Source organism: Streptomyces sp. NPDC048361 (genome assembly GCF_040651795.1).
Lineage (GTDB): Bacteria > Actinomycetota > Actinomycetes > Streptomycetales > Streptomycetaceae > Streptomyces.
In genome coordinates this window covers 23,319-43,083 of sequence record NZ_JBEZKW010000060.1, presented here as the reverse complement: position 1 = coordinate 43,083, position 19,765 = coordinate 23,319, and the positions used below count along the sequence as shown (strand labels likewise).

15 protein-coding genes are annotated in these 19,765 nt (G+C 72.6%); 8 read left to right on the top strand and 7 right to left on the bottom strand.

Annotation, left to right across the window (positions count from 1 at the left end; all coding sequences use genetic code 11):
* Window positions 1–200: 200 nt before the first annotated feature.
* From AB0D31_RS27985 to AB0D31_RS27975, 3 genes are all read right to left on the bottom strand, one after another.
* Entirely contained in the window at window positions 201–1,001 is an 801-nt protein-coding gene (locus AB0D31_RS27985; protein WP_362728194.1) for a hypothetical protein, read from the bottom strand.
* A 497-nt stretch (window positions 1,002–1,498) separates the two neighbouring features.
* Window positions 1,499–2,716, bottom strand: coding sequence for an acetyl-CoA C-acetyltransferase (locus AB0D31_RS27980; protein ID WP_362728178.1), 1,218 nt, complete (start codon window positions 2,714–2,716; stop codon window positions 1,499–1,501).
* Between the two features lie 220 nt (window positions 2,717–2,936).
* Window positions 2,937–3,929 (bottom strand): SGNH/GDSL hydrolase family protein, encoded by a 993-nt coding sequence (locus AB0D31_RS27975; RefSeq protein ID WP_362728192.1) that lies wholly within the window; start codon window positions 3,927–3,929, stop codon window positions 2,937–2,939.
* Window positions 3,930–4,093: 164 nt separating this feature from the next.
* On the opposite strand from AB0D31_RS27975, the gene AB0D31_RS27970 reads away from it, so the two are divergent.
* Window positions 4,094–5,482: a cystathionine beta-synthase gene (locus AB0D31_RS27970; RefSeq protein ID WP_362728177.1), complete on the top strand. Its 1,389-nt coding sequence runs from the start codon at window positions 4,094–4,096 to the stop codon at window positions 5,480–5,482.
* A 476-nt stretch (window positions 5,483–5,958) separates the two neighbouring features.
* On the opposite strand, the gene AB0D31_RS27965 is transcribed toward AB0D31_RS27970, so the two are convergent.
* Both AB0D31_RS27965 and AB0D31_RS27960 read right to left on the bottom strand, forming a co-directional pair.
* The gene (locus AB0D31_RS27965; protein ID WP_362728175.1) at window positions 5,959–6,402 is read right to left on the bottom strand and encodes a hypothetical protein; all 444 of its coding nucleotides are present in this window, start codon (window positions 6,400–6,402) and stop codon (window positions 5,959–5,961) included.
* On the bottom strand, window positions 6,389–7,969 hold the full coding sequence (locus tag AB0D31_RS27960; RefSeq protein ID WP_362728173.1) for a cytosine permease: 1,581 nt from the start codon (window positions 7,967–7,969) through the stop codon (window positions 6,389–6,391). Before AB0D31_RS27960 ends, AB0D31_RS27965 begins: the two co-directional genes overlap by 14 nt.
* 84 nt (window positions 7,970–8,053) lie before the next feature.
* Between AB0D31_RS27960 and AB0D31_RS27955 the strand changes: the two genes are divergently transcribed.
* Both AB0D31_RS27955 and AB0D31_RS27950 read left to right on the top strand, forming a co-directional pair.
* On the top strand, window positions 8,054–9,580 hold the full coding sequence (locus AB0D31_RS27955; RefSeq protein WP_362728171.1) for an aromatic amino acid ammonia-lyase: 1,527 nt from the start codon (window positions 8,054–8,056) through the stop codon (window positions 9,578–9,580).
* Window positions 9,581–9,591: 11 nt separating this feature from the next.
* Entirely contained in the window at window positions 9,592–10,431 is an 840-nt protein-coding gene (locus AB0D31_RS27950) for a MurR/RpiR family transcriptional regulator (protein WP_362728169.1), read from the top strand.
* Window positions 10,432–10,605: 174 nt separating this feature from the next.
* Here AB0D31_RS27950 and AB0D31_RS27945 read toward each other — a convergent pair whose 3' ends face one another.
* The gene (locus tag AB0D31_RS27945; protein WP_362728167.1) at window positions 10,606–11,952 is read right to left on the bottom strand and encodes a diaminopimelate decarboxylase; all 1,347 of its coding nucleotides are present in this window, start codon (window positions 11,950–11,952) and stop codon (window positions 10,606–10,608) included.
* A 172-nt stretch (window positions 11,953–12,124) separates the two neighbouring features.
* Between AB0D31_RS27945 and hutU the strand changes: the two genes are divergently transcribed.
* The 4 genes from hutU to hutI all read left to right on the top strand — a co-directional run bounded on the left by hutU (window position 12,125) and on the right by hutI (window position 17,820).
* Window positions 12,125–13,789: a urocanate hydratase gene (gene hutU / locus AB0D31_RS27940; RefSeq protein ID WP_362728165.1), complete on the top strand. Its 1,665-nt coding sequence runs from the start codon at window positions 12,125–12,127 to the stop codon at window positions 13,787–13,789.
* Window positions 13,790–13,980: 191 nt separating this feature from the next.
* The gene (locus tag AB0D31_RS27935; protein WP_362728190.1) at window positions 13,981–15,171 is read left to right on the top strand and encodes an allantoate amidohydrolase; all 1,191 of its coding nucleotides are present in this window, start codon (window positions 13,981–13,983) and stop codon (window positions 15,169–15,171) included.
* Window positions 15,162–16,499 (top strand): formimidoylglutamate deiminase, encoded by a 1,338-nt coding sequence (locus AB0D31_RS27930; protein ID WP_362728163.1) that lies wholly within the window; start codon window positions 15,162–15,164, stop codon window positions 16,497–16,499. The genes AB0D31_RS27935 and AB0D31_RS27930 overlap by 10 nt, the downstream gene beginning before the upstream one ends.
* Before the next feature lie 154 nt (window positions 16,500–16,653).
* Entirely contained in the window at window positions 16,654–17,820 is a 1,167-nt protein-coding gene (hutI, locus tag AB0D31_RS27925) for an imidazolonepropionase (RefSeq protein ID WP_362728161.1), read from the top strand.
* A 25-nt stretch (window positions 17,821–17,845) separates the two neighbouring features.
* Here the strand turns inward: hutI and AB0D31_RS27920 are convergent, their stop codons facing one another.
* Window positions 17,846–18,157, bottom strand: coding sequence for a hypothetical protein (locus AB0D31_RS27920; RefSeq protein WP_362728159.1), 312 nt, complete (start codon window positions 18,155–18,157; stop codon window positions 17,846–17,848).
* Window positions 18,158–18,423: 266 nt separating this feature from the next.
* On the opposite strand from AB0D31_RS27920, the gene AB0D31_RS27915 reads away from it, so the two are divergent.
* Window positions 18,424–19,512, top strand: a complete 1,089-nt coding sequence (locus tag AB0D31_RS27915; protein ID WP_362728188.1) for a GNAT family N-acetyltransferase — start codon at window positions 18,424–18,426, stop codon at window positions 19,510–19,512.
* Window positions 19,513–19,765: the final 253 nt, after the last annotated feature.

The following is a 19,765-nucleotide window of genomic DNA, read 5'->3' as shown; positions in this document are numbered from 1 at the left end:
CTTGGGGGAGATTGAGGACGAGCGCCGTTCAGGCGCGAAGGGGGGGGCGGGGGCGCAGCCCCCGAGAGGGGTGCAGGGGGCGGAGCCCCCGCCGGGGTTCGAGGGGGCGGAGCCCCTCAGGGGATCTGGGGGCGCGGCCCCAGGGAGCCGCACCCTCAAGTTGCCGCACGGGTGGGCGGGTAGCCCCCAGGGCGGTCCACTCAGAGCGACGCGATGACCCGGTCCGCGAGGATGTACACGCTCTCCTCACCGCACAGAAACGTCAGCGCATACGCGCCGGAGACGCCGGACCCACCCAGCAACACCGGGGTCTGCCCATCGCGCAGAGCGCCCGCGAGCCGCTCCGAGGTCTCCCGGTGACCCGGGGTCATGCAGAGCGTGGTGCCGTCGGTGAAGACGTACACATCGAGCGTGCCGAGCGGCCCGGGGCGTACGTCCGCGAGGGCCGTACGCGACTCGGCGAGCTCCTCCAGGCGCGACACCGTGGCCTCGTGGTCGGCGACGACGGGCGTCTGGACCGGCACGAAGTCGGGGTGCGAAGGGTGGCGGCGGCGGGCCGCGGCCAGCTCGGGGGAGTCCTCGGGGAACTCCTCCACCATCTCCAGGGCTTCGGCGTCGAGGCCCACGAAGTCCGCCTGGCGGGGCAGGAAGAGCGCGGCGTCGTCACCGAGGCCCGCGAGCCCGCCCAGCATCGGGGAGGGCGCGTCGGCGGCGTCCCTGGCCTCCTGGGCGGCCCAGAAGGCCCGCGCCTCGGCCAGCTCGCGCTCGCGCTCCTCGGCGAGCGCCTCCGCGACGGCGGCCCGTATGTCGGCGGCGGGCGTCGCGGCGGAACGGGCCTGATGGGGCAGGGTCACGCCGTGGTCGGCGCGGTGCTCGGATCGGGCGGCTGCCAGGTCTTCGCGCAGAGCCACGACCTGCTTGCGCAGCCCGTGGGCGGCGTGCAGGGCAGCGGCGCCCACGGCCGTGGCAGCGGCCGTGGTCAGCAGCAGGGCAAGAGGCATGGCGCTCACTGACGTACTCCCGGATTCAAACGATTCCCCGACTTCCTACATCAGCTTGTCGTGGGCCCGCCCTCGGTGTCAGTGCATTACGTCACGAAATGGACAGGTCTTTGGGCCTCGGGTTTACCGGCGTACCGCCCCTGACCTGCGAAAAGGGTGTCCCGGCGGGAGATACGTCACATCCTGGGGGAGATTCGGTCACGGTTAGGACGCGGAAAGATTGGCTGTGAGCGCCCTGTGGAACGCGAGAGCCCTGGTCAGGGGCCCGGGATCGCACTCCGCGTGCCACCTGTGGCGACCGGGACGTCAACGCTGCGTCGACCAGGGGTCAACGCAGCGCTCCCGGCCACCCGATGGCGATCCGGATCCGATCCGTACGAGTCGCCGGCCGGCCCCCGACGCGTACGGGTCGGCCGAGGCCCCGGACGCGTACCGTCGCCGGCCCACCCCTCCCGACGCGTACGGGTCGGCCGAGGCCCCCCGACCTGCCCGAGCCGTCAGCTGAGGCGCTCGATGACCATCGCCATGCCCTGCCCACCGCCGACGCACATGGTCTCCAGGCCGAACTGCTTGTCGTGGAACTGGAGGCTGTTGATGAGCGTGCCGGTGATGCGGGCGCCGGTCATGCCGAAGGGGTGGCCGACGGCGATGGCGCCGCCGTTGACGTTCAGCTTGTCCAGCGGGATGCCGAGGTCCTGGTAGGACGGGATGACCTGGGCGGCGAAGGCCTCGTTGATCTCGAAGAGGTCGATGTCGTCCACGGTGAGCCCGGCGCGCCCCAGTGCCTGCCGGGACGCCTCGACCGGGCCGAGGCCCATGATCTCGGGCGAGAGGCCCGTGACGCCGGTGGAGACGATGCGGGCCAGCGGGGTCAGGCCCAGCTCGCGCGCCTTGGTGTCGCTCATGATCACGAGCGCGGCGGCGCCGTCGTTGAGCGGGCAGCAGTTGCCGGCCGTGACGAGTCCGTCGGGGCGGAAGACGGGCTTCAGGCCCTGCACGCCCTCAACCGTGACGCCCGCACGCGGGCCGTCGTCCTTGCTGACGACGGTGCCGTCGGGGGTCGTCACCGGGGTGATCTCGCGCTCCCAGAAGCCGTTCTTGATGGCTTCCTCGGCGAGGTTCTGCGAGCGGACGCCGAACTCGTCCATCTCCTGGCGCGAGATGCCCTTGAGGCGGGCGAGGTTCTCGGCGGTCTGCCCCATCGCGATGTACGCGTCCGGGACCAGGCCGTCCTCGCGCGGGTCGTGCCAGGAGGCGCCCTCGGACTGCGCGACGGCGGCGGTGCGTGCCTGGGCGTCGGCGAAGAACGGGTTGCGGGCCTCGGCGATGTCGCTGCTGCCGTTGACGGAGCGGGAGACCATCTCGACACCGGCCGAGATGAACACGTCACCCTCGCCCGCCTTGATGGCGTGCAGCGCCATGCGCGAGGTCTGGAGCGAGGAGGAGCAGTACCGGGTGATGGTGCAGCCCGGCAGGTGGTCCATGCCCATCTGCACGGCCACGATGCGGCCCAGGTTGTGGCCCTGCTCGCCGCCCGGGAGGCCGCAGCCGAGCATCAGGTCGTCGATGTCGCGCGGGTCGAGACCGGGCACCTTGGCGAGTGCTGCCTCGATGATCGTGGCGGTCAGGTCGTCCGGGCGCAGGTCCTTGAGGGAACCCTTGAAGGCGCGGCCGATGGGGGAACGGGCGGCAGAGACGATCACGGCTTCGGGCATCACGGCTCCAAGGGATGGGAAGGCAGGACTCCTTGGGAAGTTACCCGTACGTAGTGGATTGGTCATCCGGGGTGGCGTGTGATGCGGGACTCTTTTCTAAGCGGTTGCTCAGTGGCCCCGTGCGGACCTCCGCTCGGTGACCCCGTGCGGACCTCCGCTCGGTGACCCCGTGCGCACCTCCGCTCGGCGGCTCCTTGCGCACCTCCGGGGCCACCGCGTGTCACGGCGTGGTGTGCGAGCCGTTGGGGGCCGGCTCCACCGGGCTCGGCAGGCGCCGCCTGCGGCGGTACTTGAGCAGCGCCCACGGCGCCCGTGCCCCCGTGACCTCCGTACCCGCCTGCGCCGCCGCGGCCGACGCCGCCTTCGCCACCGGCAGGATGTCCTCGTTGCGCGAGGCGTCGGGGTGGTCGGACTCGGGCCACAGGCCGAGCGAGGCGCAGAGCGTGGGCAGCACCGCCATCGCCGCCGTCGCGTACCCCTCGGCCGACGGGTGGTAGTTGTCCGGTCCGAACAGTTCGCGCGGATTGGCCTCGAACTCCGGGCCGAGCAGATGGCCGAGCGAGACCGTACGGCCGCCCTGCTCCACCACGACGATCGTCTGCGCGGCGGCGAGCTGGCGCGAGACACGGCGGGCCAGCCAGCGCAGCGGCTGGTAGACGGGCTCGATGGTGCCGAGGTCGGGGCAGGTGCCGACCACCACTTCGGCCCCCGCGGTACGCAGCCGGCGCACCGCGGTGGAGAGGTAGCGCACCGAGGTGGTGGGTGCCATGCGGGTGGTGACGTCGTTCGCGCCGATCATGATGACGCAGACGTCGGGGGTGCGGTCGGTGTCGGCGAGCAGGAGGGACACCTGGCGTTCCAGGTCGTCCGAGCGGGCGCCGGGCAGCGCGACGTTCCGCAGCGTGACCATGCGTTCGGCGACCGCGGCGAGGCCGGAGGCGAGCAGCGCGGCCGGGGTCTGGCCGGCCCGGCGCACGCCCTGTCCTGCCGCCGTGGAGTCACCCAGCATGCCGAGCCTGAGTGGTGGCGTACCGTCGGCGAAGGCCGTTCCGTACAGGCCGTCCGCGTTCGGGACCTGGGGCGCGCCGCCGCCCCCGCCGACCGTGCGTTTCGCGAGGGCGACCTCGGCGAGGACGACACCGACCGCGGCTCCGGCCAGCAGCCCGATGCCGCCGCCGCCGAACGCCGCGCCCGTCGCGATCCGCCGTGCCACCCTCGCCCTCGACAGAGTGCCCGCCACCGCCACCTCCCAGGAGCTTGCAGTCGTACACCAGCTAACTGCCCGGTAGCGGGTGTCGCTCAATCCAGCGCAAAGGTGAACACCCCCTCGCGGTCCGCATACGCTGGCCGTACCTAATCGGAGACCCGGAGACAACGGTGCGATTCCACGACTCGATGATCAGCCTCGTAGGCAACACCCCGCTGGTGAGGCTCAACAGTGTGACCCAGGGCATTCAGGCGACAGTCCTGGCCAAGGTCGAGTACTTCAACCCGGGCGGCTCGGTGAAGGACCGGATCGCCGTCCGCATGATCGAGGCGGCCGAGCAGTCCGGCGCGCTCAAGCCCGGTGGCACCATCGTCGAGCCGACCAGCGGCAACACGGGTGTCGGGCTGGCCATCGTGGCCCAGCAGAAGGGCTACAAGTGCATTTTCGTGTGCCCTGACAAGGTCTCCACGGACAAGATCAACGTCCTGCGCGCGTACGGCGCCGAGGTCGTGGTCTGCCCGACCGCCGTCGACCCCGAACACCCGGATTCGTACTACAACGTCTCCGACCGTCTGGTGCGTGAGACGCCGGGCGCCTGGAAGCCGGACCAGTACAGCAACCCCAACAACCCCCGTTCGCACTACGAGACCACCGGTCCCGAGCTGTGGGACCAGACGGAGGGGAAGATCACCCACTTCGTCGCGGGCGTCGGCACCGGCGGCACCATCACCGGCACCGGCCGCTACCTCAAGGAGGCCAGCGAGGGGTCGGTTCGGGTCGTCGGCGCGGACCCGGAGGGCTCCGTCTACAGCGGCGGCTCCGGCCGGCCGTACCTGGTGGAGGGCGTCGGCGAGGACTTCTGGCCGACCGCCTACGACCGTACGGTCACCGATGAGATCGTCGCCGTGTCCGACAAGGACTCCTTCCAGATGACCCGGCGCCTCGCCAAGGAGGAGGGCCTTCTGGTCGGCGGTTCCTGCGGCATGGCCGTCGTGGCCGCGCTCAAGGTCGCCGAGGGCCTCGGCCCCGACGACGTGGTCGTCGTGCTCCTGCCGGACTCCGGGCGCGGCTACCTCTCGAAGATCTTCAACGACGAGTGGATGGCCGACTACGGCTTCCTGGAGGAGGGCAGCCACTCGGCGCGCGTCTCCGACGTGCTCGGCTTCAAGGAGGCCGGCCACCTGCCGTCGCTGGTCCACATGCACCCCGAGGAGACGGTCGGCCAGGCCATCGAGGTGCTGCGGGAGTACGGCGTCTCGCAGATGCCCATCGTGAAGCCGGGCGCGGGACACCCCGACGTGATGGCCGCGGAGGTCATCGGCTCGGTCGTCGAACGCGAGCTGCTGGACGCGCTGTTCGCCCAGCGGGCCCTGCTCGACGACCCGCTGGAGAAGCACATGAGCGCGCCGCTGCCGCAGGTCGGCTCGGGCGAGCCGGTGGGCGACCTGATGTCGGTGCTGGGCAAGGCGGACGCGGCGATCGTCCTGGTCGAGGGCAAGCCGACGGGGGTCGTCAGCCGCCAGGACCTGCTGGCCTTCCTGGCCCGCACGGCCCAGTAGCACAGGTGCTGGAGGCGCCGGGCCCGGCCGGCCCGTCGCCTTCGCGCAACCGGTACGCGCACGACACGTTCACGCAGCACCCGCTTAACACGGGCCGTGCACAGTGGTGGATGTCGGCGGCCCCGGGCAGGGGTCCGGCCGATGCCACCAGTGGCGCCAGGGTCTTCCGGAGCGGCTCCCGGACTACGCCGGGCGCCCGGGACGATCCCGTCCGGCGTGCGCCGGGCCGACGTCCCACGCGGGGACCGTCGCCGTCCCGGCCCCCGGGCAACCGGGGGTAAGCGACGGTCTCCGCGCCCCCTCCTTGTGCTCTTGTGCGCAGTTCCCCGCGCCCCTTGAACTCCTCGGTGCCGGCCCGCGTGGGCATAGTCAGCCGGTTGGGGGTCCCCCCTGGCCCTTGAGGCCGTGGGGGAGTTCGAGGACGAGCGCCTTTCGGGCGCGAACCGGGTCTGGGGCGGAGCCCCCAGGGGTGCGAGTCAGTCCTCCTGGGCGCGGCGCCCGGCGCGGACCCACGGCCACCGATGCACCGCATGCACCGCATTGACCGCGACGATTCCGCACCACGTCACGACCAGCCCCTTCAGCCCCCCATTGACCCCGCCGATCGCGGACAACGGCACCGCCAGAATCAACGAGATCATGGCGAAGCCGAACCGCTCGCCGAAGTGGCTCTCCGAGCCGCCCCGGGAAGGCCGCCCCCCACGGGCCACGACCATCTGCTGCTCGGCCAGCTGGCGCCGCACCCGGCGGTCCACCGAGCCGTCGACCCGCTGCTCGACCTTCTCCAGGAAGGAGTCGAGGAGTGCGGACTCGTAGTCGGGGCCGAGCTCCCTGCGGGCGTGGAGCGTGGCGTGCAGTTCCTTCTTGAGCTCGGGGTCCTTCACGAGACTGGACCGGGGCTCGGTGTCACGGGCATCCATGCCGTTCACGGTACGGAGCGACGGCCCCCTCCACAGTGGGGGTACCCCCCGTATTCCCGCGTCCCCGCGCCAGCACGAAGTACAGCCCCGCCGGCACCGCGAGCCCCACGATCCAGGAGATGTCCGCGCCGCCGAGCGGATCGACCAGCGGCCCGGTGTAGAAGCTCGTGGCCAGGAACGGGAGTTGGGCCAGGACGCCGATGACGTACACCGCGAGGGCGTCCCAGCGCCAGGCGCCGTAGCGGCCGCGCACGTCGAAGAGCGCGGGCACGTCGTAGCGTTCACGCGAGATCAGGTAGTAGTCGACCAGGTTGATCGCCGACCACGGCGTGAAGAAGGTCAGCAGGAACAGCAGGAAGTCCTTGAACGAGGTCAGGAACGAGTCCTTGCCCGCGAGCGCCACCGCCGTGCCGGCCAGCATGATGCCGCCGATGTAGAGGGCGCGGGCGCGCGGCCCGACCGTGCGGTGGCCCCGGAAGCCGCCGATGCCGGTCACCATCGACATGAACCCGCCGTAGGTGTTCAGGACGTTGATGGTGAGTTTGCCGAGCGCGATCGTGAAGTACAGGAACGAGGCGATCAGGCCCGCCCCGCCGAGCCCCACGACGTACCCCACCTGGTCGTCGAGGAAGGCGTCGCCCGCGGTCGCGGCCACCAGGACGCCGAAGGTCATCGACCACTGGGACCCGAGCGCCGAGCCGGCGAGGGTCCACCAGAACGTGGCGCGGGTACTGGTCGCGCGCGGCAGATAGCGCGAGTAGTCCGCGACGTACGGGCCGAACGCGAGCTGCCACGACGCGGAGAGCGACATCGCGAGCAGGAACATCGGCAGGTGGAAGGCGCGGTCGTGGAGGACCGCCGTCAGGTCGATCCGGTCGAGCAGGCGGATGCCGAGGTAGACGAAGGCGAGGGCGCAGACCACGCTCGCCACCCGGCCAAGGGTGTGGATGACCCGGTAGCCGATCGTCGCCGTCACCGCGGTGATCACGGCGAAGATCACGATGCCCGGGGTCTCGCCGAGGTGGGTGAGCTCGCCGACCGCCTGGCCCGCGAGCACGGTGCCGCTGGCGAAGAAGCCGACGTACATCACGATCACCAGGAGCAGCGGCACCACCGCGCCCTTCACGCCGAACTGGGCCCGCGAGGAGATCATCTGCGGCAGCCCGAGCCGCGGGCCCTGCGCCGAGTGCAGCGCCATCACGGCGCCGCCGACCAGGTTGCCGGCGACCAGGCCGATCAGAGACCAGAACGCGCCGCCGCCGAAGACCACCGCGAGGGCGCCCGTCACGACGGCCGTGATCTGGAGGTTGGCGCCGAGCCACAGCGTGAACTGGCTGAAGGCGGTGCCGTGGCGCTCGGCGTCCGGGACGAAGTCGATGGAGCGGCGCTCGACGAGGAGGGCCCCTCGCCCGGCGGGTTCGGCGCGATCGGTTCGCGCGGCCCGCTCTGCGGCTGCGGCTGCGGCGGGTTCGGCTGGTTCGGCTGGTTCGGCTGGTTCGGCCATGAGGAGGATGTGCTCCTTCGCGACGAGGAGGCGGTGCGGGCTTGCCCGGCTGTATATCGTCATGCAGAGTTCTGGGTGGCTGAATAATTTGTCAATGGCTCACGCCGGAGCCATGGGTTCCACGTCCGGAAATGGTGGTGTTCGCGCATGTTGTCGTCCCACGACGTGGACGCCTCGCACGATGCGAAGGACCGCTCGCGTCCCGCGCAGACCCCGGCCGGGGTCGTCGTGCTCGACGGCGCGACCCTGCCCGTCGCCGACGTCGTACGCCTCGCCGACCGCGCCGTACGCCCCGAGCCCGCCCCGGACGCGATGCGGCGGGTCGAACGCGCCTGGCACACCGCGCGCGAACTCGCCGCGTCCGGGCGGGTGTACGGCCGCTCGACCGGCGTCGGCGCCAACCGCAACGAGGCCGTGCCGACCGAGGCCGCCGCCGGGCACGGCCTGCGCCTGCTGCGCAGCCACGCCGGGGCGATCGGCGATCCACTGCCCGACCGCGAGGTCCGCGCGATGCTCGCGGTGCGCGCCAACCAACTGCTCGCGGGCGGCGCGGGCCTGCGGCCCACCGTCGTCACCGCGCTCTGCGAGGCGCTGGGGACCGGGGCGCAGCCGGTGGTCAACGAGTTCGGCTCGGTCGGCACCGGCGACATCGCCGCCCTCGCCCAGGTCGGGCTCGCGCTCGCCGGTGAACACCCCTGGCGCGGCGGACCCGAGCCCGAGCCGCAGCCCCTCGACAACAACGACGCCCTCGCGCTCATCAGCTCCAACGCCCTCACGCTCGGGCAGGCCGCGCTCGCCCTCGACGAACTGCGCCGCCTCGTCGCGGCCACCGAGATCGTCGGCGCGCTCTCGCTGCTCGCGGTGGACGGCTCGTACGAGGCGTACGCGGAGCCCGTGCACGCCGCGCGCCCGCACCCCGGGTCCCGTGCCACCGCCGCCCGCATGCGCGCGCTGCTCGGGGCTCCCGCTCGGCCCACCCCGCCGCTCGGCCGCATCCAGGACCCGTACGGCTTCCGCTGCCTGCCGCAGATCCACGGGCCCGCGCACGACGCCGCCGACGCCCTGGAGCGCGTCCTCGCGATCGAGATCAACGCGGCCGCCGAGAACCCGCTGATCTCCCCGGACGACCTCGCCGCCTACCACCACGGCGGCTTCTACCTCGCCCAACTCGCCCTGGCGCTCGACCACTTCAGGCTGTCGGTCACCCAGGTGGCGCGGCTCTCCACCTCACGCCTCTCCGCGCTCAACGAGCCCGCGTACACCCGCCTCAAGCCCTTCCTCGCCGACGCCGAGGCCGCCTCGTCGGGCGTGATGATCCTGGAGTACGCGGCCGGCGCCGCCCTCGGTGATCTGCGGGCCTTCGCCGCGCCGGCCTCACTGGGCCACGCTGTACTCTCTCGGGGCGTCGAGGAGCAGGCCAGCTTCGCCTCGCTCGCGGCACGCCAGTCGCTGCGGATCGGCGGGGCGCTGCGGCTGGTGGTGGGGTGCGAACTCGTCGCGGCGGTACGGGCGTTGCGTCAGCGCGGCCTGCGCCCGGACCCGGAGCTTCCGGTCGGACGGGCGTACGCGCTCGCCGAGGCGGTACTCGACGAGGATGTCACCGACCGGCCGCTGACCGACGACGTCGACCGGGCGGCCGCCCTGCTCGACCGGTTCAAGGACGTGGACGTATGAAGGGGGACGGCATGAGCGAAGGTCCTGCCGCACGGCTGCAACAGCTCTTCGAAGGGCACCGGCTGACCCCGACCCAGCGGCGCATCGCGCACTGCATGGTGCGCCAGGCCGCCGACGTGCCCTTCCTGTCCAGCGTCGAACTCGCCGAACTCGCCGGCGTCAGCCAGCCCTCGGTGACCCGGTTCGCGGTCGCCCTCGGCTTCGACGGCTACCCCGCGCTCCGCCGCCATCTGCGCGAGGTGGCTCCTGCGCCGGCCGACGCGGTGGCCGAGACCTCGTACAACGAGTACCAGCAGGCGGTGCGGGCCGAGATCGAGAACCTCCAGCACCTGGCGGGGCTGCTGGCCGACCCGGGCCCGGTCGAGAACGCGGGCCGGCTGCTCGCGGCGTCCCGGCCGCTGCCTGTGCTCGGCCTGCGCGCCGCCTCCTCGCAGGCGCGCGGCTTCGCCTACTTCGCGGCCAAGGTCCACCCCGATGTACGCCTCCTCGACGAGGGCGGCACGATGCTTGCCGACCGGATCGACGCGGCGCTGCGGGCGGGTGCGTCGGCGCTGCTGTGCTTCGCGCTGCCGCGTCACCCGAGGGAGGTCGTGGAGGCGCTCGCCTACGCGCAGTCGGCGGGGCTCACCGTGGTCACCGTCGCCGACTCCGCGTTCGCGCCGGTCGCCAAGTACAGCGACCTCCTGATCCCGGCGGCGGTCGGCACCGGGCTCTCCTTCGACACGGCGTGTGCGCCGATGCTGCTGGGGCGGGTGCTGCTGGAGGCCATGTGCGATGGCCTGCCGGATGCGCAGGCCCGCCTGGAGGAGTTCGACGCGAGGGCCGCGGCGCGGGGCCTGTTCGTGGAGTAACCCCGGCCCGCCGGGTCCCCTACAGGGGGCGCGGCCCCGGGTGCCCTACAGGGGCGCGGGGCTGTGTCTTTTGCGCGGCTCCGCCGCGGTGGGCGCGGGTGCCCCAGCACGGTCCTCACTCGGAAGCCGGGCCCCTGGGGCCCGCCGCCGCTGACCGCCGCCCGCCCGAGTCGCCTACAGCAGCGCGTCCACGTGGGCGCCGCCTCCCTCCGCGATCAGGTCCTCGACGGGCTGCGGGCTGCGCACGGTGGCGAAGCGCACGCCGTCCGGCGTGGCCGTGAAGCCGTAAATCCCGGGCCTGGCAAGGGAGTTGTAGGAGTAGTGGTGGGCGAAGTAGTACGCGCCGGTGTCGAGCACCGCCGTGTAGTCGCCCTGTTCGAGCAGCGGCAGCGGGCGGTTCTCGGCGAGCAGGTCGCCGGCGAAGCAGGCCGGCCCCGCGATGTCCTGCGCGACGGCGGGCCCGGGCTTGGGGCGGCCCTTCGCGTCGTACGCCTCGATCCGCAGCGGCCAGGACGCGGGCGCGTACACGGTGCGGGCGGCGATCTGCACGCCGGCGTGGGTGACCGCGATGGGCCGCCCGCCCGAGCTCTTCGTGTACTCGACCCGCGCGAGCACCGTGCCGTGCTTGGCGAGGAGTGCGCGGCCGAACTCCGTCACCAGCGCGTACCGCCCGTCGAACAGGCCGGGCACCGTCTCCTTGAGGACGCGCGCGTACGTGGCGTACGTCGGGGTCTCCTCGTCCGAGCCGAAGTTGACCGGGAGTCCGCCGCCGATGTCGAGGGTGTCGACCTGCTGCCGGCCCACCGCCGCGTTGATCTCCTCGGCGAGCTCGTAGGCGGCCAGGACGCCTTGCGCCATGAGGGGGAGCGCCACGCCCTGCGAGCCGGTGTGGGTGTGCAGCCGGGTCAGCCAGGGGCGCTGCACGTACGCCTTGACGACCCACTCGCGGGCGCCGTCGTCGAGGAGCGCCACCCCGAACTTCGACGTCGCCGTCGCCGTGGACAGGGCGTCGATCGACCCCGCGCCCACCTGGGGGTTGACGCGGATCCCCAGTGGTGAGGAGGTCCCCGCCGACTCCACGAGCGCGTCCAGGCGGGCCAGCTCCTGCGGGTTGTCCGCGTTCACGGCGATGCCCAGGGCGAGCGCCTCGCGCAGCTCGGCCGGGGTCTTGGCGGGAGAGTCCAGCACCGTGTGGGAGGGGTCGAGTCCGGCGGCCCGCGCGAGGGCCAGCTCGCCGGGGCTCGCCACCTCGGCGCCGAGGCCCTCGGCGCGCAGCAGCCGCAGCACCGGCACCAGCGGGCACGCCTTCACGGCGAACGCGTGCAGCGCGGGCGCGTCGGTGACCTCGGCGAACGCAGTGCGCAGGGCGGCGGCGCCGGCGCGGATGCCGGTGGTGTCGAGCAGGGCCACGATGGGCGCGTCGGGCCCGGCGAGGCCCTGCTCCACCGCCGCCCGCACGGCCTGTTCGCGGCGCTCGGCCGCGGCGGCCCCGGCCGTGGGGGACGTTGCCTGGGAACTCATGCGATCAAGCCAATCACCGGGCGGGCCGGAGCGCAGGGGCGCGTCACGTATTGACTAGTTCTATTCAGTGAACCAGGATGTGAATATCACTGGACCATTGCTGGATCATCGCTGCGACATCGCTGCGTCACCGCCGGAACATCGCCGGCTCAGGTCACGAGGAGGCATCGCCATGTCAGGACCCCGCCCCGTACGGGCACCGCGCGGTACGGAACTGAGCGCCCTGGGATGGCAGCAGGAAGCCGCGCTGCGCATGCTCCAGAACAACCTCGACCCCGAGGTCGCCGAACACCCCGACCAGCTCGTCGTCTACGGCGGCACCGGCAAGGCCGCCCGCGACTGGCGCTCCTTCGACGCGATGGTGCGTACGCTGCGCACCCTCAAGCAGGACGAGACGATGCTGGTCCAGTCCGGCCGCCCCGTCGGTGTCATGCAGACCCACGAGTGGGCGCCGCGCGTCCTGATCGCCAACTCCAACCTCGTCGGCGACTGGGCCAACTGGGAGGAGTTCCGCCGCCTGGAGGCGCTGGGCCTGACCATGTACGGCCAGATGACGGCCGGCTCGTGGATCTACATCGGCACGCAGGGCATCCTCCAGGGCACGTACGAGACGTTCGCCGCGGTCGCCGCGAAGAAGTTCGGCGGGACGCTGGCCGGGACGATCACGCTCACCGCCGGGCTCGGTGGCATGGGCGGCGCCCAGCCGCTCGCCGTGACGATGAACGACGGCGTCGCGATCTGTATCGACGTCGACCCGCGCGCCATCGAGCGCCGCATCGAGCACCGCTACCTGGACGTGAAGGCCGACTCCCTGGAGCACGCGCTCCAGCTGGCCGTCGAGGCGCGCGCCGCCCGCCGCCCGCTCTCCATCGGCCTGCTCGGCAACGCGGCGGAGCTGCTGCCGCGGATGCTCGCCGAGGGCGCGCCGATCGACATCGTGACCGACCAGACCTCGGCCCACGACCCGCTCGCCTACCTGCCCGTCGGTGTCGCCTTCGACGACATGGCGGCGTACGCGGCGAAGGACCCGGCGGGATTCACCACCCGCGCCCGGGAGTCCATGGCGAAGCACGTCGAGGCGATGGTCGGCTTCATGGATGCCGGCGCCGAGGTCTTCGACTACGGCAACTCCATCCGCGGCGAGGCCCAACTCGCGGGCTACGAGCGGGCGTTCGCCTTCCCCGGTTTCGTGCCCGCATACATCCGCCCGCTCTTCTGCGAGGGCAGGGGCCCCTTCCGCTGGGCGGCCCTGTCGGGCGAGGCGTCCGACATCCACAAGACCGACAAGGCGCTGCTCGACCTCTTCCCGGAGAACGAATCGCTGCACCGCTGGATCAAGATGGCCGGGGAGCGCGTCCACTTCCAGGGTCTGCCCGCGCGGATCTGCTGGCTCGGCCAGGGTGAGCGCGACAAGGCGGGCGACATGTTCAACGACATGGTCGGCAACGGCACGCTCGCCGCGCCGCTCGCGATCGGCCGCGACCACCTCGACTGCGGCTCGGTGGCGTCCCCGTACCGCGAGACCGAGGCCATGCTCGACGGGTCGGACGCGATCGCCGACTGGCCGCTCCTGAACGCCATGGTCAACGTGGCCTCCGGCGCGTCCTGGGTCTCCATCCACCACGGTGGCGGGGTCGGCATGGGCCGCTCCATCCACGCGGGGCAGGTGTCCGTGGCGGACGGCACGAAGCTGGCCGGCGAGAAGATCCGCCGCGTCCTCACCAACGACCCCGGGATGGGTGTCATCCGGCATGTCGACGCCGGGTACGACATCGCGGAGCGGGTGGCGGACGAGAAGGGCGTACGCGTCCCCATGCGGGAGGGCGAGACCGAGTGACCTCCCCCTCGTCCTCGAACGCCGCACGGGCTGAGGTGGCCTCTGCCGGGCACCCCGCCAAGGACAGCCCCGCCAAGGGCGCGGGGAACTGCGCGACCCGTGACCCACGGTCCGCAGGCGGAGGCGGGGTTCCCGAGGGGGCCTCCTCCGGGCTCCCTGCCAAGGGCGGCAGCGGGTCCTCCTTCCAGGAGATGTGGCGCGAGCTCACCCCCATCGGACGCGACAGCGAAACCCGTGGCTACCGCCGCCACGCCTGGACCGCCGCCGACGCCGACTGCCGCGCCTGGTTCCGCGCACAGGCCGAGTCCCGCGGGCTCACCTACGAGCTCGACCGCAACGGCAACCAGTGGGCCTGGGCCGGCGACCCGGCGGCCGGTGACGCCGTCGTCACCGGCTCGCACCTCGACTCCGTCCCCGACGGCGGCGCCTTCGACGGCCCCCTCGGCGTCGTGTCGTCCTTCGCCGCGCTCGACGAACTCCGGCGCAGAGGGGCCGAGTTGACCCGCCCTCTCGCCATCACCAACTTCGGGGACGAGGAAGGCGCGCGGTTCGGGCTCGCCTGCGTCGGCTCCCGGCTCACCGCCGGACAGCTCACCGTCGAGGCCGCGCACCGCCTGCGCGACCAGGACGGGATCAGCCTCCCGCAGGCGATGGAGCGGGCCGGGTACGACCCGGACACCATCGGCCCCGACCCCGAACGCCTCGCCCGCATCGGCGCGTTCGTCGAGCTCCACGTCGAACAGGGCCGCGCCCTCGACCTCAGCGGCGACGCCGTCGGCATCGCCTCCGCCATCTGGCCGCACGGCCGCTGGCGGTTCGACTTCGCGGGCGAGGCCAACCACGCCGGCACCACCCGCCTCGTCGACCGCCGCGACCCGATGCTGACGTACGCCGAGACCGTCCTCGCCGCCCGCCGCGAAGCTCAACTCGCGGGTGCCGTCGCCACGTTCGGCAAGATCTCCTGCGAGCCCAACGGCGTCAACGCCATCCCCTCCCTCGTGCGCGGCTGGCTCGACTCGCGCGCCGCCGACCAGTCCACCCTGGACACCGTCGTCACCGCGATCGAGCGGGCCGCCAGGGAGCGCGCCGAGCGGGACGGCGTGGACCTCACCGTCGTACGGGAGTCGTTCACACCCGTCGTGGAGTTCGAGCACGCCCTGCGCGACGAGATCGCCAAGATCCTCGGCGGCGGCGCCCCGGTCCTGGGGACGGGCGCGGGACACGACGCCGGGATCCTCTCCGGCTGGATCCCGACCGCCATGCTGTTCGTACGCAACCCGACCGGCGTCTCCCACTCGCCGGCCGAACACGCCGGCGAGGACGACTGCGTCGCCGGCGTGCTCGCACTCGCCGATGTACTGGAGGGCCTCGCGTGCAGGTGACGTACTGGCTGGAACACGCCTGGCTCGACCCCACGGTCGAGCCGGGCGTACTCGTGGAGGTCGCCGACGACGGGCGGATCTCCGCCGTCCGCACAGGGATCGACGCGCCCCCGCCCGGCGCCGTCGCACTGCGCGGCTTCACCGTCCCGGGCCTCGCCAACACCCACTCGCACGCCTTCCACCGCGCCCTGCGCTCCACCGTGCAGGTCGGCTCGGGCACGTTCTGGACCTGGCGCGAGGTCATGTACCAGGTCGCGTCCCGGCTCACCCCGGACTCGTACTACGCGCTCGCCCGCGCCGTGTACGCGGAGATGGCGCTCGCGGGGATCACCGCCGTCGGCGAGTTCCACTACGTGCACCACGCGCCGGGTGGCACCCCCTACGACGATCCCAACGCGATGGGCGAGGCGCTGATCGCCGCGGCCGCCGACGCGGGCATCCGGATCACGCTGCTCGACACCGCCTACCTCTCCTCCGGTTTCGGGGCCGCCCCCGACCGGCACCAGCTGCGGTTCAGCGACGGCACCGCCGAGGCGTGGGCGGAACGCTGCTCCGCGCTCAAGGGGCGGCCGCACGCCCGCATCGGCGCGGCCGTCCACTCCGTACGGGCCGTCCCCGCACGGGAGTTGGGCACGGTCGCCCAGTGGGCCGAAGCCCGGCAGGCCCCGCTCCACGTCCACCTCTCCGAGCAGACCGCGGAGAACGACGCCTGCCTCGACGCGTACGGGATGACGCCCACCCAGCTGCTCTCCGAGCACGGCGTGCTCGGCGCGCGCACCACAGGCGTGCACAACACCCACCTCACCGACGGGGACATCGCGCTCCTCGGCGCGAGCGGTACGGGCACCTGCATGTGCCCCACCACCGAACGCGACCTCGCCGACGGCATCGGGCCCGCGCTAGCCCTCCAGCGGGCCGGCTCCCCGCTCTCGCTCGGCAGCGACAGCCACGCCGTGATCGACCTCCTCGAAGAGGCGCGCGCGATGGAGCTCGACGAGCGCCTGCGTACGCGGACGCGGGGCCACTGGACGGCGGCGGCGCTGCTGCGGGCGGCGACGGTCGACGGGCACGCGGCGCTCGGCTGGTCCGACGCGGGCCGCATCGAGCCGGGCGCGCTCGCCGATCTGGCCACGATCGCGCTGGACTCCGTCCGGACGGTGGGGGCGGTGCCCCGGCTCGCCGCGGAGACGGCCGTGTTCGCGGCGACGGCGTCCGATGTACGGCACGTCGTGGTCGGCGGGCGCCACGTGGTGCGGGACGGATCCCACACGCTGCTCCCCGACGTCCCGTCGACACTGTCGGCCGCCATCACCGCCCTGAGGACCTGACCTCGCCCATGACGGGCCGAGATTGCCCGTGCGGGTCCGCACCGCGTAGTTCAGGGGCGCGGGGAACTGCGCGAGCAACCACCCACACCCCGCACCCGACCGACTCCGCCGGAGGCTTTCGGGAGGGGGCGGGGCGGGGAGTAGAAAGGAACCCATGCGCACCACCCTCGTACGGAACATCACCACCCTCGTCACCAACGACCCCGAGAGGGAAAGCGGCCCCCTCGGGCTGGTCCAGGACGCCGCTCTCGTCATCGAGGACGGCCGCATCGCCTGGGCCGGCCGCACGGCCGACGCCCCCGACGCCGACGAAGCCGTCGACGCGCGGGGCCGAGCCGTCATCCCCGGCTTCGTCGACTCCCACTCCCACCTCGTCTTCGCGGGCGACAGGACCCAGGAGTTCAACGCCCGCATGAGCGGCCAGGCCTACGCCGCGGGCGGCATCCGCACCACCGTCGCCGCCACCCGCGCGGCGACCGACGAGGAGCTGGCCCGCAATGTCGCCCGCTACCTCGCCGAGGCGCTGCGGCAGGGCACCACCACCCTGGAGACCAAGTCGGGATACGGCCTCACCGTCGAGGACGAGGCCCGCGCGCTGCGCATCGCCGCCGAGCACACCGACGAGGTCACCTACCTCGGCGCGCACATCGTCGCTCCCGAGTACGCCGACGACCCCGCCGGATACGTCGCCCTGGTCACCGGCGCGATGCTGGACGCCTGCGCCCCGTACGCCCGCTGGATCGACGTGTTCTGCGAGAAGGGCGCCTTCGACGGAGACCAGGCGCGGGCCATTCTCACCGCCGGCCAGGCCAAGGGGCTGCTTGCGCGCGTCCACGCCAACCAGCTCACCTACGGGCCCGGCGTACAGCTCGCCGTGGAGCTGGGCGCGGCCTCCGCCGACCACTGCACCCACCTCACCGACGCGGACGTCGACGCGCTCGCCCACGGTACGACCGTGGCGACCCTGCTGCCCGGTGCCGAGTTCTCCACGCGGGCACAATGGCCGGACGCCCGGCGGCTGTTGGACGCGGGCGTGACCGTCGCGCTGTCCACCGACTGCAACCCGGGCTCGTCGTTCACGTCCTCGATGCCGTTCTGCATCGCGCTCGCCGTACGCGACATGAGGATGACCCCGGACGAGGCGCTCTGGTCGGCGACCGCCGGCGGCGCCGCCGCGCTGCGCCGCACCGACATCGGCCGGCTCTCCCCGGGCGCCCGCGCCGACCTGACGTTCCTCGACGCGCCCTCGCACGTCCACCTCGCCTACCGGCCCGGGGTCCCGCTGGTGAGCGAGGTCTGGCGGGCCGGTCGCAAGGTCTGAGGGAGCCTGGAGTGCCCCGGGGTGATCAGGCGTCGGCCAGGCGCTCGATCTCCACGGTGTCGCCCGCCGCGAGCAGCGTGAACAGACGCAGTACCTCGTCCCGGGAGACGCCGGAGATCTGGCGCGGCGGCGCGTCCGGGTCGTCCAGGTTCTCCCACAGGAGCCAGAGCAGCTCGCCGCTCGGGAAGGCGCTGAGGGACCAGCCGTTCTCGTGGGTGAGGGAGACATCGGGGTGCTCGTCGTCGGCGTCGGCGAGCCCGTCGAGGATCGTACGCATCGTCGCTTCGTCGGGCGCCTCGACGGAGGTGCCCGACAGGTCGGTCATGAAGTAGCTCATACCGTGCATTAGCTCACGCACGCGTCTCCCGTGTGGCTCCGCCCCCATCCGCCCCGCCGGTCCCGCGGCCCCAGAAGGGGCCAAACCGACGACGGCGTACCAAGCTTCGCCGTATGGTCACAAACTGCGGGAGGGTACCTACCGTCGGGTGAAATCGACCGGTACCGTCCTGGTGGCATCGGGGGCTCGGCAGGAGACCGGGGGGTCGAGGGGTGAGCGGTCTGCGCGGGACCGGCGGCGGTGCGCACGCGCCGGGCCGGATACGAGTGGTGCGGCCCGGCGATCTGAGCGCCGGCGAGCTTCAGCGCTGGCGCGAGCTGCGGAGCGCGTCGCACGCGCCCCAAAATCCTTTCATGGAACCGGAGTTCACCCTGGCCGTCGGTCGCGTACGGTCCACGGCGCGGGTGGCCGTGGTGCAGGGGAAGGGGGAGGAAGGAAAGGGGGCGCCCTTGGCCTTCTTTCCTTACCAGAAAGCCTCGTTGGGGCAGGGGCGCGCCATCGGGTTCGGGGTGTCGGACTGTCAGGGGATCGTCGGGACGTCTCAACTGGCGTTGACTACAGGTGAGTTGCTGCGGGCCTGCGCGGTGTCGTCCTGGGAGTTCGACAATCTGGAGGCCGGACAGTCGCTGTTCGTGCCGGACGCGTCCGCCGCGTACGCCTCCTTCGTGATCGACGTGGGCGCGGGTTACGCGGCGTACGAAACGATCCTGCGCCGGCAGTCGCCGAAGTTCTTCAAGACCACCACCGCCAAGGAGCGCAGGCTCGGGCGCCAGGTCGGGGAGGTCCGCTTCGTCTTCGACGAGCGGGACCCGGCGGCGCTCGCCCGGCTCATGGAGTGGAAGTCGGCCCAGTACCGCCGTACCGGGCGGCGCGACCGGTTCGCACGGGACTGGATCAGCGCCCTGGTCCAGCAGCTCGCCCACACCCGCGCCCCCGGCTGCTCGGGGGTGTTCTCCGTCTTGTACGCGGGGGGCCGGCCGGTCGCCGCGCACTTCGGGCTGCGTTCGCGCACGGTGCTGGCCTGCTGGTTTCCCGCGTACGACCCGGAGTTCGCCAAGTACTCGCCGGGCCTCGTGCTCCACCTGCGGATGGCCGAGGCCGCCGCGGCCGCCGGCATCGAGACGCTGGACCTCGGACGGGGCGCGGCGGAGTACAAAAACGCCTTGAAGACCGGCGAGATACCGGTGTACGAGGGGGCCGCCACCCGGCTCGGCGCGGGCGCGGCGCTGCACTGGATCGGCCGCGAGCCCTCCCGTCGGGCGCACGGATTCGTACGGAACAGGCCGCGGCTCGCGGAGTTCGCGCAGCGCGGCCTCAAGCGAGCGGGGCGGTTGCGCGGGTCCGGCGGACAGTAGGCCCCGGAGGGGCGCGGCGGTACTTGTGGAGCAGGACGGTACTTGTGGAGCAGGACGGTACTGGTGGGGCGCGCAAGCCCCGGTCGGGCATGGCAGCCCCGGCGGGGCACGGCCTTCGCGGCCATCGGACGACCCGGAGCACGGGGGGAACGCAGTGTCGGACAGGGCAGCACACACGCCGCGCACATCGCGTGCGTCGGAGAGAGCGCACGGTCCGCGGGCGCGGGCGCGGGCGCGGGGGCCGAAGAGGCCG

Coding starts and splice junctions, on each gene's coding strand:
- AB0D31_RS27960 (WP_362728173.1), bottom strand. CDS start 7,969: ATGACGATATACAGCCGGGCAAGCCCGCACCGCCTCCTCGTCGCGAAG.
- AB0D31_RS27920 (WP_362728159.1), bottom strand. CDS start 18,157: ATGAGCTACTTCATGACCGACCTGTCGGGCACCTCCGTCGAGGCGCCC.
- AB0D31_RS27980 (WP_362728178.1), bottom strand. CDS start 2,716: ATGCCCGAAGCCGTGATCGTCTCTGCCGCCCGTTCCCCCATCGGCCGC.
- AB0D31_RS27950 (WP_362728169.1), top strand. CDS start 9,592: ATGAGCGAAGGTCCTGCCGCACGGCTGCAACAGCTCTTCGAAGGGCAC.
- AB0D31_RS27955 (WP_362728171.1), top strand. CDS start 8,054: ATGTTGTCGTCCCACGACGTGGACGCCTCGCACGATGCGAAGGACCGC.
- AB0D31_RS27965 (WP_362728175.1), bottom strand. CDS start 6,402: ATGGATGCCCGTGACACCGAGCCCCGGTCCAGTCTCGTGAAGGACCCC.
- hutU (WP_362728165.1), top strand. CDS start 12,125: ATGTCAGGACCCCGCCCCGTACGGGCACCGCGCGGTACGGAACTGAGC.
- AB0D31_RS27945 (WP_362728167.1), bottom strand. CDS start 11,952: ATGAGTTCCCAGGCAACGTCCCCCACGGCCGGGGCCGCCGCGGCCGAG.
- hutI (WP_362728161.1), top strand. CDS start 16,654: ATGCGCACCACCCTCGTACGGAACATCACCACCCTCGTCACCAACGAC.
- AB0D31_RS27985 (WP_362728194.1), bottom strand. CDS start 1,001: ATGCCTCTTGCCCTGCTGCTGACCACGGCCGCTGCCACGGCCGTGGGC.
- AB0D31_RS27935 (WP_362728190.1), top strand. CDS start 13,981: ATGTGGCGCGAGCTCACCCCCATCGGACGCGACAGCGAAACCCGTGGC.